Below are 13,706 nucleotides of genomic sequence, written 5' to 3'. Positions count from 1 at the left end.
GGGGCTTGTTCACGATGACCGCTGTTACTTCTTGATGCGGATAACCGGGGTTTCACCCACGACAACGTTACCCGTCAGCTTAACCAGCTCTTTGATCTCATCCATATTAGAGATCACCACTGGGGTCAGCGTTGATTTTGCTTTTTCTTCCAGCAGCGCCAGATCAAACTCGATCACCACGTCGCCTTTTTTAACTTTCTGACCTTCTTCAGCGATGCGTTTGAAGCCTTCGCCTTTTAGTTCAACCGTATCAATCCCAAAGTGGACAAACAGCTCAATGCCGTTGTCTGATTCGATGGAAAAAGCATGATTGGTTTCGAAGATTTTACCGATGGTGCCATCGACCGGCGCAACCATTTTATTGCCAGTAGGTTTGATAGCGATACCGTCGCCAACAATCTTCTCCGCAAACACCACGTCTGGAACGTCTTCGATATTGACGATTTCACCCGACAGGGGTGCTACGATCTCAATGACACCCGATGCGGAATCAGACTTATCGCCAAAAAGTTTTGAAAACAAACCCATGTTCTTCTCCTAAGCAGTAATATTGGGCCAGCGTGTCAGGTCTCAGCAGAGTGTTTTTTCTTCAATGAACTTGTTGACCAGGTTCATCAACTCGTCCGCTGTTGGTTGAGTCAGAGCCTGCTCTGCCAATGCCTTCGCATCTTCAAAATTCGTATTACGAATAATTTTCTTAATGCGTGGAATAGAAATGGCACTCATGCTGAATTCGTCCAGCCCCATTCCCAATAACAGTAGTGTAGCACGTTCGTCGCCTGCCAGCTCACCACACATACCCGTCCATTTACCTTCGGCGTGAGAAGCATCAATAACCTGCTTGATCAGCGTCAGAACGGAAGGGGACATTGGGTTGTAGAGATGGGAGATCAGATCGTTACCACGATCCACTGCCAGAGTATACTGCGTCAGGTCGTTTGTCCCAATACTGAAGAAATCGACTTCTTTTGCCAGATGATGAGCAATGACGGCAGAAGCAGGTGTTTCCACCATAATACCTACTTCAATACTTTCGTCGAAGGCTTTGCCTTCTTCGCGCAGCTGAGCTTTCAGGGTTTCCAGTTCAGCTTTCAGGAAGCGAACTTCCTCAACGGCGATAATCATAGGGAACATGATACGCAGTTTGCCGAATGCAGAAGCACGCAGGATAGCACGCAGCTGAGCATGCAGAATTTCAGGACGATCCATCGCGATGCGGATCGCACGCCAGCCGAGGAATGGGTTGTCTTCTTTCGGCAGGTTCATGTACGGCAGGTCTTTATCACCGCCGATGTCCATGGTACGTACAATCACCGCCTGAGCACCGACAGCTTCAGCAACGGCTTTATAAGCCTGGAACTGTTCGTCTTCAGTTGGCAGTGATTCACGGTCCATAAACAGGAATTCGGTGCGGTACAGGCCAACACCTTCTGCGCCATTACGTTCAGCACCGGCGACATCACGCACAGTACCGATGTTAGCGCACACTTCTACCTGATGGCCATCAAGCGTAATTGCCGGTAGATCTTTCAGTTTCGCCAGCTCGGTTTTTTCGCTGAGGTACTGATGTGCTACGGCTTTCAGCTCGTCGATTTTTTCAGATGTCGGGTTAACGTACACCTGATTGTTGACGCCATCGAGGATCAGGAAATCGTCATTTTTAACCTGGCTGGTCACATTACCGGTGCCGACGATGGCTGGCAGTTCCAGAGAACGCGCCATAATCGAGGTGTGTGACGTGCGGCCACCGATGTCGGTGATGAAGCCCAGCACTTTGTTCAGGTTAAGCTGTGCGGTTTCTGACGGGGTCAGATCTTTCGCAATCAGCAGTACTTCTTCAGTGATGGCGCTGAGGTCAACGATATGCAGGCCAAGAATGTTTTGCAGCAGGCGTTTACCGATATCACGGACGTCGGCAGCACGTTCTTTCAGATACTCGTCATCGAGTTCTTCCAGTGCTTTCGCCTGGCCTTCAATCACAGAAAAGGCAGCAGCGTCCGCAGTGGCGTGCTCGTCTTTAATCAGGGCAATGATTTCTTGCTCAAGTTCTTCATCTTCGAGCAGCATAATGTGCCCTTCGAAGATCGCTTCTTTCTCTTCACCGAAGGTTTCCCCGGCTTTGATTTTGATCGCTTCCAGCTGCACGGCAGCTTTTTTACGACCATCAAGAAAACGTTGAATTTCCTGGTCGACCTGGTCGGCAGAAATCTTTTTCCGGTTGATGATAATCTCATCTTCTTTCAGCAGAAGCGCTTTGCCGAAAGCGATACCCGGTGATGCTAAAATGCCTGAAATCATAACCCTACCTTTTCTTTCTCTGATAATCATCTGAGGCGGAGAACCGCGGATGACTGCACATCGGTTAATCCACTCAGCGAGCCAGACGGAGAACACAACCTGTTTCGTCAGCTTTGGGTAACTTTACGGAAACAATATCGCGAACGTACTGTTCGCGATCAATATTGCATAACTCTGTCCGAAAACACTTCGCTATCGAAGCTGAAAGCGACCGGATTACTCCAGTTCTGCCATCAGTTTAACCAGGTGCTCAACGGCTTTCTGCTCATCTTCGCCTTCAGCTGACAGGGTCACCACGGTGCCCTGAGTCAGACCCAGAGTCTGTAATTTGAACAGGCTTTTCGCGCTGGCAGACTTACCGTTAGAGGTCACGGTGATTTCTGAAGCGAAAGCTTTAGCTTCTTTAACGAACTGAGCTGCTGGACGAGTGTGCAGGCCGTTTGGTGCGGTGATGGTAACTTCTTGCTGGAACATTATGTTTCCCCAACTTAATTTGGTTTGGTGTTGTTGATCTAAAGTCTAGCCGGATGGCTGAACTTTAGCCTGTAGTGAGTCGCGCTGGCATGGTACAAAGACTGGCCAAAAAATGCGCTGGTAAGGTGGAGTGAAGAGTGAGAAAGAACGCGGTGTTTCCCAGTACTTTTCCATTTACCATTATGCCGCTATTTCGCTTTGTGCGCCAAACCAGTAAATCGATTCAGCTTGATCCAGTTCACGCGGCGATTAATTTTACGGATCGAAATAATTGGCAGCTTAAATACCAGACACTGGTGGGTAAAATCAATCTACAGGGTGGTAAAAGTTTGACGTACTCCACAAAAAAGCACCCGACCGGGTGCTTTTTCAGACAATATCGCCTTTTTGGCACTACTGTTGCAGTTCTTTTTCAGTGAACAGATCGGCAAACAGTGCGGTTGAAAGGTAGCGTTCGCCGGAAGAGGGCAGAATCACCACGATATTTTTGTTGGCGAAAGCTTCATCTTCCTGCAGTTTCAAGGCAGCGGCTACGGCCGCACCGGAAGAGATACCGGCAAGAATACCTTCCTCTTCCATCAGGCGACGTGCTGTCGAGATCGCTTCTTCGTTAGAGATGGCAACAACGCGGTCAACCAGGTTCAAATCGAGGTTGCCTGGGATAAAGCCTGCGCCGATGCCCTGAATCTTATGGGGACCAGGTTTAATCTCTTCACCTGCAATCGCCTGAGCAATCACCGGTGAATCAGTTGGCTCAACCGCAACGGTGATCAGCTCTTTTTTGCCTTTGGTGTTTTTAATGTAGCGGCTTACGCCGGTCAGCGTACCGCCGGTACCGACGCCAGCAATAAACACGTCAACTTCACCATCGGTATCTTCCCAGATTTCCGGGCCGGTGGTTTTTTCATGAATTTCCGGGTTGGCCGGGTTGCTGAACTGCTGTAACAGAACAAATTTGTCCGGGTCGCCTGCAACAATCTCTTCCGCTTTGCTAATGGCACCTTTCATGCCTTTCGCGCCTTCGGTCAGCACCAGATTGGCACCCAGCGCTTTCAGTAGCTTACGGCGCTCAACGCTCATGGTTTCCGGCATGGTTAGCGTCAGTTTGTAACCGCGTGCTGCGGCAACATACGCCAGGGCAATACCGGTATTACCGCTGGTCGGTTCAACCAGTTCGATGCCTGGCTTCAAAATTCCGCGTTTCTCTGCGTCCCAAATCATATTGGCACCGATACGGCATTTGACACTGAAGCTAGGGTTACGCGACTCTACTTTTGCCAGAATGCGTCCATTACCGATGCGGTTCAGTCGAACCAGCGGCGTATGACCGATTGTTAAAGAGTTGTCTTCATAGATCTTACTCATAGCCCGTCCTTAACTGTATGAAATATTGGGAACGCTTAGAGCATACCTTGTTCATTTAGCCAAGGAAGTGAAGAAATCGAATATAGATATGTTCTGCAGAAATAAGCCCTACAGAAATGGAATAAGCAGCATATTTTGCTTAAGCCACTTCGGTGGGTAAGGGCCGACCAGATGTGCGGGTCGGCCCGATATGATCTAACGATTCAGCGCCAGGGCAGGGCGGTATTTATCAACCCACATGGCGGTGGCTCCACACACAGCGACTGGCATAATCACCAGATTCAGCAGTGGGATCATGGTGAACAGGCTTACCAGCGCCCCGAACTGCATGTTCTCCGTTTTATTTTGTCGCAGCGCTGAACGCATCTGACGGAAGCTCACTTTGTGATTATCGAAGGGAAAGTCGCAGTACTGAATAGACAACATCCAGGCGCTGAACAGGAACCACAATACCGGGGCGGCGGTCTGGCCGAATACCGGCACAAAATAAAGCAAAAACAGCACCAGGGCGCGGGGCAGGTAATAAGCCAGTTTTTGCCATTCGCGCTTCATGATGCGTGGCAGATCTTTTACCAGTCCGCTCCAGCCATTGTCGGGCAACGGTTTACCGGTCAGGCGGCCTTCCAACTGTTCGGCAAGCAGGCCACAGAAAGGGGCGGCAATCCAGTTGGCAATAGTGGAGAAAAAGTAGCTAAAGACTAAAATAATAGACAGCACAATGAGCGGCCAGAGCAGATAGCTTAACCACTGCAACCAGCTGGGGATCATCGCCATCAATTCGGGGATCCAGTGGCCGAGACGACCAAACAGCCAGACGAAAGCGCCACCCATTAACAGGATGTTGACCAGCAGTGGAAGAATGACAAAACGACGGATACCCGGCAGAAGAATCAGCTTCCACCCCTGGGCAAAATAGTGGACGCCATTATGTTTTGGGTCAGAATTGTGATGTGACATGTACTGCTTTTCTCCTTTCAATGGGCTGGCGGCGGTTATCATAACTCAGCTTTTTCCTCTTTACAGAGGGGCTTTGAGCGAAAAAACAGCAAAAAAGCGACCTCAGACCGGGATATTTGTCAGAAAATACTGCACAGACTTGCACTTGTGTACCTGGGCAAATACAGTTAGGGGATAAAGTTTGCCGCGGTGGCAAGGTATTGGAACAACAGAGAATACAATGATGCAGGATTTGCGTCTGATATTAATCGTTGTTGGCGCGATCGCCATAATAGCGCTTCTTCTTCACGGCCTGTGGACCAGCCGTAAAGAGCGCTCATCCGTTTTTCGTGATCGCCCACACAAACGTTTAAAGCAAGAGAGAGAAGAAGCGTTCGAGGACGAAGATGAGAGCGTGGGCGAAGTGCGCGTACAACGCAGCCAGCCCGAGCCATCGGAGCCTTCCCTGGGTGGCTTTAACGCCGGGGATGAGCCGCCGCGTCAACCCAAACCTCGCCCGCAGCCTGAACCGGTTCGTCATCAGCCTATCGTTGATAAACAACCGGAATCCGATCCGCTCTTCGGTGATGCGCTGCAGCATGCCCCTGAACCGGAGGTCGCTGAACCTGTGCGTCAGCCTCAGCCAATCCGTCAGGTTGCACCTGCTGCTCGTGTGCAGGCTCAGCCTGAACCTGAAGCCGTGCCGCCGTCAGCCGCTGAGGTCGCCGAAGCGAAGCGCGAAGAAGCACGTCGGAGAGAGACGGTGCTGGTGCTGCATGTTTCTGCCCACGCGGGGGGCAGCATCAACGGCGATGCCCTGTTACAGGGTGTGCTACAGGCCGGTTTCCAGTTTGGTGAAATGAATATTTTCCATCGTCATCTGAACCCGGCGGGCAGCGGCCCGGTCCTGTTCAGCCTGGCGAATATGGTGAAACCGGGGTCGTTTAATCCCGACAACATGTCGAATTTCACCACGCCGGGCGTGTCGATCTTTATGATGGTGCCGTCCTACGGCGATGCGCATCAGAACTTTAAGTTGATGCTGCAATCTGCCCAGCGTATCGCTGATGATGTTGGCGGTGTGGTGCTGGATGATGAACGCCGCATGATGACGCCGCAAAAGCTGGAAACGTATAAAGCACGCATCCGCGATGTGATTGACGCCAACAGCCAGTAAGTTTCACAATACTCACTCTCTTCCTAAACCCCCGACTTCGGGGGTTTTTCATCTCTGATGGTGCCGCTATGGAATCCGTACAAAACAAAATCAACCATTTGCGAACCCTGCTTCGCCACCATGAATATCAGTATCACGTACTGGACGCGCCGGAAGTGCCGGATGCAGAGTACGATCGCCTGATGGGTGAACTGCGAGAGCTGGAAACGAATCATCCCGATCTGATCACCAGTGATTCACCCACCCAGCGCGTTGGCGCTGCACCGCTTGCGGCTTTTGATCAGGTGCGCCACGAAGTGCCGATGTTGTCACTGGATAACGCCTTTGATGAAGAGAGCTACCTGGCATTTAACAAACGCGTGCAGGACCGTCTGAAAAACAGCGATGACATCACGTTCTGCTGTGAGCTGAAACTGGACGGACTGGCGGTAAGCCTGCTGTATGAAAACGGTGAGCTGGTGCGTGCAGCAACGCGCGGCGATGGCACCACCGGTGAAAATATTACTGCTAATGTGCGCACCATTCGTGCCATCCCGTTGCGCCTGAGCGGTGACAATATTCCGGCACGCATGGAAGTGCGCGGTGAAGTGTTTATGCCACTGCCCGGTTTTGAAAAAATGAACGACGAAGCGCGTCGTACCGGAAGCAAGGTGTTTGCTAACCCGCGTAATGCTGCTGCTGGCTCCCTGCGTCAGCTTGACCCGCGTATTACCGCCAAACGCCCGCTGACGTTCTTCTGTTACGGCCTGGGGCTGCTGGAAGGGGGCGAGATGCCGCGCAGCCATATGGGGCGCCTGCAACAGTTTAAAGCCTGGGGCTTACCGGTCAGCGACCGCGTGCGTCTGTGCCATCACGCCGATGAAGTGCTGGCCTTTTACCGTGAAGTTGAAGCCGATCGTCCGACGCTCGGTTTTGATATTGATGGCGTGGTGATCAAAGTAGATTCGCTCGATCTCCAGGAGCAACTGGGCTTTGTTGCCCGCGCACCACGCTGGGCAATTGCGTTTAAATTCCCCGCTCAGGAGCAGATGACGATCGTGCGTGACGTTGAGTTCCAGGTGGGGCGTACCGGGGCGATCACCCCAGTAGCACGGCTGGAGCCAGTGCTGGTCGCCGGGGTTATCGTCAGTAACGCGACGTTGCACAACGCCGACGAGATTGAACGGCTGGGGCTGAAGGTGGGTGACCGCGTGGTGATCCGCCGTGCGGGTGATGTGATCCCGAAAGTGGTCAGCGTGGTAGAACACGCGGAAGATGCCCGTGACGTGGTGTTTCCGACTCAATGCCCGGTATGTGGTTCCGACGTTGAACGCGTGGAGGGCGAGGTGGTTGCTCGCTGTACAGGGGGCCTGATTTGCGGCGCACAGCGCAAAGGTGCGTTAAAACACTTTGTCTCGCGTCGGGCGCTGGATATCGACGGGATGGGCGAAAAGATTATCGATCAGCTGGTGGATAAAGAGTACGTCCTGAATCCGGCCGATCTGTTCGATCTGACGGCGGGTAAACTCACCGGGCTGGATCGCATGGGGCCGAAATCAGCACAGAATGTGGTGGATGCGCTGGCGAAAGCGAAGCAGACCACCTTTGCCCGCTTCCTGTATGCCCTGGGCATCAGTGAAGTTGGTGAAGCCACGGCGGCTAACCTGGCAGCGCATTTTGGCACGCTGGAGGCGCTGATGGCGGCAGATCTGGAGGCATTGATTGCCGTGCCGGATGTCGGCAAAGTGGTGGCGAGCCACGTGCGTAACTTCCTGGATGAAGAGAGCAACCGTGAGGTGATCCGCCTGCTGGTGGAGAAAGCGGGCATCAACTGGCCTGACGTTGTGGTGGTGAAAGCGGAAGAGATCGACAGCCCGTTTGCCGGAAAAACCGTGGTACTGACCGGTTCACTGACCATTCTGTCGCGTGATGAAGCCAAAGACCGACTGGCAGCGCTCGGCGCGAAAGTGAGTGGCAGTGTATCGAAGAAAACGGATTTGGTGATTGCCGGAGAAGCCGCAGGTTCCAAGCTGGTGAAAGCGCAGGAACTGGGTATCCCGGTGATTGACGAAGCGGAAATGATACGTTTACTGGGTGAATGACATGGAAAAACAGCACCTGATTGAGATCGCCAATACTGAAATGCCGTTTGGCAAATACAAAGGCCGGACGTTGATTGACCTGCCGGAAGAGTATTTGCTGTGGTTTGCCCGCAAAGATGAGTTTCCTCAGGGGCATCTGGGGGAGCTGATGCAGATCACGCTGGCTATCAAAATAGAAGGGCTGGAAGGTCTGGTGAAACCGTTAAAACGGGGCCACCAGGCCCCGTAAACTCTCTTACTTCTGCGACTCCATCACAGCAGGTTTGCTATTGCTCGCCTTGTGTTGTGCAGCCAGTTTTTCGCCTGCTTTTCTGTAGCGCTGCGCCAGCATGGAACAGACCATTAACTGTACCTGGTGGAAGATCATCAGCGGCAGCACGATAATCCCCACGGCGGCCGACGGGAACAGAATGTTAGCCATGGGTACGCCGTTCGCCAGGCTCTTTTTCGACCCGCAGAACAGAATGGTGATCTCATCCGCACGGTTAAAGCCAAACAGCCGCGCGGCAGCCAGGTTAATCGCCAGCACCACGAACAACAGACCCAGGCTACCCACCACAATCCACACCAGCGTCATCGCGCCGACACGATGCCAGATACCGTTCACCACCGCTTCACTGAAGGCCGAGTAAACCACCAGCAGGATTGAAGCCTGGTCGGTTTTGCCAATCAGGCCGCGATTTCTCTCCACCCAGTCAGCAATCCAGCGACGGGAAAGATGCCCGACAACAAACGGCACCAGCAGTTGCAGCATGATTTTACCCATCTGCTCCAGGCTGCCACCCACGGCATCGCTGTGGACATTCATCAACAGGCCGACCAGCAACGGAGAAATAAAGACCCCAAGCAGGCTTGATGCCGAGGCGCTGCAAACCGCCGCTGCCACATTACCGCCCGCCAGTGAGGTCAGGGCGATAGATGACTGCACGGTGGCAGGCAAAATAGACAGGTAAAGGAACCCGGTATAAATCTCGGTGCTGACATTCAGCGGATGCCACCAGACAAACAGCATGCCCAGCGCAGGGAACAGCACAAAGGTGCTGAACATCACCCATATATGCAGGCGCCAGTGGCCGCCGCCCGCAATAATTTTTTCCCGCGACAGCTTAGCACCATGCATAAAGAACAGCAGGGCGATGGCTGCCGTCGTCAGCCATTCAAAGAAATCGACAAAATGACCGCGTGCAGGCAGAAACGACGCCAGCAGCACGGTGATAATCAGTTTCAACATCAGTGGATCGATACGAAAAATGCCCATTGTTAATGCCTGGTTAAAAAATCATGCGGCTATTGTGCGCTGGCACGGTTTAGAAATAAAATTGATTTATTGAATTCATATATGAGCCAAATCGATGAATTACACGTTACGTCAGCTGCGGGTGTTCGTTGCGGTTGCTCAGCAGGGGAGTTTCAGCCAGGCGGGCCAGCTGATTGGCCTCAGTCAGTCGGCGGTGAGCCACAGCATTAAAGAGCTGGAAAGTGAAATGGGGATCCGCCTGCTTGACCGGACGACTCGAGAAGTCCTGTTGACCGAAGCCGGGCAACAGCTCGCCAGCCGTCTTGAGCGACTGCTGGAGGAGCTGAACACCACGCTGCTGGATGTGCGCAGCTACGGGCAACAGCGTAGCGGTACGGTGCGTGTGGCGGCCAGCCAGACCATCTCTGCGCATCTGATGCCGCAGTGTCTGGCGGCGGGCCAGCTGCATTACCCGGAAATCAAAGTCATGCTGCGCGATCGCCCACAACAATGGGTGCTGCAAAGCATCCGCAATGCGGAAGTGGATTTTGGCATTGTGGTTGGGCCGCTACAGGCGGATGACCTGGAGTGCGAAGCGATTCTGGATGAGCCGTTTCTGCTGCTGTGCCGCCAGGACGATCCGCTGGCACAGCAGGAGACGATTCACTGGCATATGCTCAATCAGCGCACGCTGGTGTTGCAGGATTACGCGTCTGGCAGCCGCGTGCTGATTGACGAGGCGCTGCGTGGGCAGCAGGTGAAAGCGGAGATTGCCCAGGAGATCGGCCATCCGGCCACGCTCTATCCGATGGTGGAAGCCGGGATAGGCATCAGTATTTTACCGGCACTTGCGCTGCCATTACCGCAGGGGAGGCCGCTGATGGTCCGCCGGATTGTGCCGGAGATCAACCGCACCATTATGCTGGTAAGACGTAAAAACCGCTCGCTGACGCCAGCGGCAGAGGCAATATGGCAGGAAGTGCGTCAGCAGGCTGAGCTGCTGACGCAACAACGTGCTAGCGCATCGCCATTCTAGATATAGACATTCAGCTTATTATTTTCGGTCGGGCGGTTAACGCCGTCAGCGATTTTGCTGCTGCCGCTGTCCGGGGCTTTACTGTCTTCCTGCTTTTCGACGGCTTTCTGTTCCTGCTGCTGCTGGATTTGCGCTAATTGCGCTTCCAGCATCGCGATCTGGCTTTCGATCATCTGCTGTTGCTCAGTTTTTTGATCGTCCGTCAGAGTGGTATCGTCGCTCAGGCTTTTCAGCTGTTCTTGCAGTTTAGTAATCTGCTTGGCGATGCTGACCGTCTGCGAAGCGGAGCTGCTGCTTGAGCCGCTGGATACGCTGGAACTGGTATTGATGGTTGTCATCTCTGTCTCCTTTGTAATTAACCAATACAGGTTATCGGACCGGATCGCTTTAGACTTGAGGCTGGAAAGCGTAAAAGGAGTGATAAGAAAATGAAAGGAAAGCCAGCGGGTTCAAATCGCAGACAGCAAAAAGGCGCCTTTAGGGCGCCTTCTTACATTGGTGGGTCGTGCAGGATTCGAACCTGCGACCAATTGATTAAAAGTCAACTGCTCTACCAACTGAGCTAACGACCCGATATGGTGGGTGATGACGGGCTCGAACCGCCGACCCCCTCCGTGTAAAGGAGATGCTCTACCAACTGAGCTAATCACCCATATCGTTACTGCTTACCGAGACTGCACCGAGATATGGTGGGTGATGACGGGCTCGAACCGCCGACCCCCTCCGTGTAAAGGAGATGCTCTACCAACTGAGCTAATCACCCACATCTCAAATCTCTGGGTACTGCTTACTGCGCGGGCATCATTCATATAATGAATGGTGGGTGATGACGGGCTCGAACCGCCGACCCCCTCCGTGTAAAGGAGATGCTCTACCAACTGAGCTAATCACCCCCGCTGTGTGGAGTCGCATTATAGGGATCCGCTGAAATGAGTCAACGCTTTTTCAGCGTAAAATGTGTGTTCGTCGTAAAAATAATCAGGATGTTCTCATTTCAGGCAAAAACAGAGGGTTGCTGACCACAATGGGGGATAATCCCTGCCTGCAAACAGGGATTCGCGTTGAGGATTCGCCCGCAGGTGATAGAATGTTGTCCACGAAAAAACTGTTCTGACTCTGGCCAAAGCCTCCGCGTAATAAGGCATTCATTAATGAAAATCAAAACCCGCTTCGCTCCCAGCCCAACTGGTTACCTGCATGTTGGCGGCGCTCGTACCGCACTTTACTCCTGGCTTTTTGCCCGCAATCACGGCGGTGAGTTTGTGCTGCGTATCGAAGATACCGACCTGGAGCGTTCAACTCAGCAGGCGATCGATGCCATTATGGATGGCATGAACTGGCTGAATCTCGACTGGGATGAAGGCCCGTACTACCAGACCAAACGTTTTGACCGTTATAACGCCGTCATCGATCAGATGCTGGACGCGGGCAGCGCGTATAAGTGCTACTGCTCGAAAGATCGTCTCGAAGTGCTGCGCGAAAACCAGATGGCGAATAATGAGAAGCCTCGTTATGACGGCCGCTGCCGTGACAGCCATGAACATCACGCCGATGATGAACCTTGCGTGGTGCGCTTCCGCAACCCGCAGGAAGGCTCAGTGATCTTTGACGACCAGATCCGTGGCCCGATTGAGTTCAGCAACCAGGAGCTGGACGATCTGATTATTCGTCGTACCGACGGTGCGCCAACGTACAATTTCTGCGTCGTGATCGATGACTGGGACATGGAAATCACCCATGTTATCCGTGGTGAAGATCACATCAACAACACCCCGCGCCAGATCAACATCCTGAAAGCGATTGGTGCTCAGGTGCCGGTTTACGCGCACGTCTCCATGATCCTGGGTGATGACGGCAAGAAACTGTCTAAGCGTCACGGTGCCGTAGGTGTGATGCAGTATCGTGATGACGGCTATCTGCCGGAAGCCCTGTTGAACTATCTGGTGCGCCTGGGCTGGTCTCATGGCGATCAGGAGATCTTCACGATTGAAGAGATGAAGTCGTTGTTTGATCTTGATGTGGTCAGCAAATCTGCCAGTGCATTTAATACTGAAAAGCTGATGTGGTTGAACCACCACTACATAAACAGCCTGGCACCGGAATACGTTGCGACCCATCTGCAATGGCATATCGAACAGGAAAACATCGATACCCGCACTGGCCCTGAGCTGGCTCAGCTGGTTACTCTGCTGGGTGAACGTTGTAAGACGCTGAAAGAGATGGCTGCGTCATGTCGTTACTTCTATGAAGAATTTGACGAATTTGATGCCGATGCTGCGAAGAAACATCTTCGCCCGGTTGCGCGTCAGCCGCTGGAAGTGGTGCGTGACAAGCTGGCTGCCATTACCGACTGGACCGCTGAAAATGTCCATCATGCCATTCAGGCGACAGCGGATGAGCTGGAAGTCGGTATGGGTAAAGTGGGTATGCCGCTACGCGTTGCTGTAACGGGGGCAGGGCAGTCGCCTGCGCTTGATGTGACCGTACATGCGATTGGTCGTTCGCGCAGTGTGGCACGCATTGAAAAAGCGCTGGCGTTTATCGCCACCCGCGAAGTCTGATACACCGCATAAAAAAACCCCGGCTTATAGCCGGGGTTTTTTATCAGTCACTAATACCCAGTCGTTGCAAAATCCCCTGAATACCCTCGCGTAGCAGCATGGCCGCCAGTTTGTCCTGTTCTTCACCGCTCAATTGCTGCAGGGAAGTGATTAACAGTGCAGGAAGTGAATTTTGATTTACACGATATTGTGCATTAGGTTCTGATGCATGACGTGTGGATTTAAGAAAGACTTTTACGCGTTCATCAATATGAATCATGCGCGCTTTCCCACCCTGAACTCCGGGTTTCGGTGCGGTCGTCCAGCTCTCTTTCTTAACCCACTTATTGATAGTCTGTCTGCTAAAACCTGTTTGCTGTGCCAGTTCTTCCGGCGTTAACCAATCCTTTTTCACGCTCTTGTCCCTTTTGCCGAATAAAAGTCATTAGCATATTACAACAATTCATCACGCGAACAACTAACACAAATTACTAACCTTGGCAGGACAAAGAGTAAAAATTTGGTGCTGGATCGAGAAATATCCCTTTAAAGAGCAGGGGAT

At 52.6% G+C, this 13,706-nt stretch carries 13 protein-coding genes and 4 tRNA genes; 5 read left to right on the top strand and 12 right to left on the bottom strand.

The genetic code is table 11. The annotated features are described in order from the left end of the window. Nucleotides 1-24: 24 nt before the first annotated feature. From crr to cysZ, 5 genes are all read right to left on the bottom strand, one after another. A complete protein-coding gene (gene crr, locus ACFL9S_RS19595) occupies nucleotides 25-528 on the bottom strand; it encodes a PTS glucose transporter subunit IIA (protein WP_405263519.1) in 504 nt (167 codons plus the stop codon). Nucleotides 529-570: 42 nt separating this feature from the next. Then, the gene (gene ptsI, locus ACFL9S_RS19590) at nucleotides 571-2,298 is read right to left on the bottom strand and encodes a phosphoenolpyruvate-protein phosphotransferase PtsI (protein WP_405263518.1); all 1,728 of its coding nucleotides are present in this window, start codon (nucleotides 2,296-2,298) and stop codon (nucleotides 571-573) included. Nucleotides 2,299-2,514: 216 nt separating this feature from the next. Beyond that, the gene (ptsH, locus tag ACFL9S_RS19585; protein WP_034916267.1) at nucleotides 2,515-2,772 is read right to left on the bottom strand and encodes a phosphocarrier protein Hpr; all 258 of its coding nucleotides are present in this window, start codon (nucleotides 2,770-2,772) and stop codon (nucleotides 2,515-2,517) included. A gap of 393 nt (nucleotides 2,773-3,165) precedes the next feature. Then, nucleotides 3,166-4,137 (bottom strand): cysteine synthase A, encoded by a 972-nt coding sequence (cysK, locus tag ACFL9S_RS19580; protein WP_405263517.1) that lies wholly within the window; start codon nucleotides 4,135-4,137, stop codon nucleotides 3,166-3,168. 195 nt (nucleotides 4,138-4,332) lie between these two features. Further along, nucleotides 4,333-5,094 carry a sulfate transporter CysZ gene (gene cysZ, locus ACFL9S_RS19575; protein ID WP_405263516.1) on the bottom strand — a complete coding sequence of 254 codons (762 nt, stop codon included), beginning with the start codon at nucleotides 5,092-5,094 and terminating at the stop codon, nucleotides 4,333-4,335. A 220-nt stretch (nucleotides 5,095-5,314) separates the two neighbouring features. On the opposite strand from cysZ, the gene zipA reads away from it, so the two are divergent. The 3 genes from zipA to ACFL9S_RS19560 all read left to right on the top strand — a co-directional run bounded on the left by zipA (nucleotide 5,315) and on the right by ACFL9S_RS19560 (nucleotide 8,560). Beyond that, nucleotides 5,315-6,250, top strand: a complete 936-nt coding sequence (gene zipA / locus ACFL9S_RS19570; RefSeq protein WP_405263515.1) for a cell division protein ZipA — start codon at nucleotides 5,315-5,317, stop codon at nucleotides 6,248-6,250. A gap of 68 nt (nucleotides 6,251-6,318) precedes the next feature. Further along, entirely contained in the window at nucleotides 6,319-8,331 is a 2,013-nt protein-coding gene (gene ligA / locus ACFL9S_RS19565; protein ID WP_405263514.1) for an NAD-dependent DNA ligase LigA, read from the top strand. Between the two features lies 1 nt (nucleotide 8,332). Continuing rightward, a complete protein-coding gene (locus ACFL9S_RS19560; RefSeq protein WP_200643969.1) occupies nucleotides 8,333-8,560 on the top strand; it encodes a DUF3820 family protein in 228 nt (75 codons plus the stop codon). A 6-nt stretch (nucleotides 8,561-8,566) separates the two neighbouring features. Here the strand turns inward: ACFL9S_RS19560 and ACFL9S_RS19555 are convergent, their stop codons facing one another. Then, complete coding sequence (locus tag ACFL9S_RS19555; protein ID WP_405263513.1) at nucleotides 8,567-9,589, bottom strand: bile acid:sodium symporter family protein; 1,023 nt, start codon at nucleotides 9,587-9,589, stop codon at nucleotides 8,567-8,569. A 94-nt stretch (nucleotides 9,590-9,683) separates the two neighbouring features. Here ACFL9S_RS19555 and ACFL9S_RS19550 point away from each other — a divergent pair, with 94 nt between their 5' ends. Then, nucleotides 9,684-10,604 carry a LysR family transcriptional regulator gene (locus tag ACFL9S_RS19550; protein WP_405263512.1) on the top strand — a complete coding sequence of 307 codons (921 nt, stop codon included), beginning with the start codon at nucleotides 9,684-9,686 and terminating at the stop codon, nucleotides 10,602-10,604. Here ACFL9S_RS19550 and ACFL9S_RS19545 read toward each other — a convergent pair. The 5 genes from ACFL9S_RS19545 to ACFL9S_RS19525 all read right to left on the bottom strand — a co-directional run bounded on the left by ACFL9S_RS19545 (nucleotide 10,601) and on the right by ACFL9S_RS19525 (nucleotide 11,497). Further along, the gene (locus ACFL9S_RS19545) at nucleotides 10,601-10,942 is read right to left on the bottom strand and encodes a FlxA-like family protein (protein WP_405263511.1); all 342 of its coding nucleotides are present in this window, start codon (nucleotides 10,940-10,942) and stop codon (nucleotides 10,601-10,603) included. The two genes, ACFL9S_RS19550 and ACFL9S_RS19545, sit on opposite strands and share 4 nt — an antisense overlap. Nucleotides 10,943-11,100: 158 nt before the next feature. After that, nucleotides 11,101-11,176, bottom strand: a tRNA-Lys gene (locus ACFL9S_RS19540). Nucleotides 11,177-11,180: 4 nt separating this feature from the next. Continuing rightward, nucleotides 11,181-11,256, bottom strand: a tRNA-Val gene (locus tag ACFL9S_RS19535). 35 nt (nucleotides 11,257-11,291) lie between these two features. Further along, nucleotides 11,292-11,367 (bottom strand) — tRNA-Val (locus tag ACFL9S_RS19530). A gap of 54 nt (nucleotides 11,368-11,421) precedes the next feature. Beyond that, nucleotides 11,422-11,497 (bottom strand) — tRNA-Val (locus tag ACFL9S_RS19525). 258 nt (nucleotides 11,498-11,755) lie between these two features. Here ACFL9S_RS19525 and gltX point away from each other — a divergent pair. After that, complete coding sequence (gltX, locus tag ACFL9S_RS19520) at nucleotides 11,756-13,165, top strand: glutamate--tRNA ligase (RefSeq protein ID WP_405263510.1); 1,410 nt, start codon at nucleotides 11,756-11,758, stop codon at nucleotides 13,163-13,165. Between the two features lie 43 nt (nucleotides 13,166-13,208). Here the strand turns inward: gltX and ACFL9S_RS19515 are convergent, their stop codons facing one another. Next, entirely contained in the window at nucleotides 13,209-13,559 is a 351-nt protein-coding gene (locus ACFL9S_RS19515; RefSeq protein WP_405263509.1) for a YfeC-like transcriptional regulator, read from the bottom strand. Nucleotides 13,560-13,706 lie beyond the last annotated feature (147 nt).

The sequence above is a fragment of the Erwinia sp. AnSW2-5 genome, from assembly GCF_045107195.1.
Classification (GTDB): domain Bacteria; phylum Pseudomonadota; class Gammaproteobacteria; order Enterobacterales; family Enterobacteriaceae; genus Erwinia.
The sequence above is the reverse complement of the archived record's forward strand: the minus strand, read 5'-3'. Positions and strand labels throughout refer to the sequence as shown.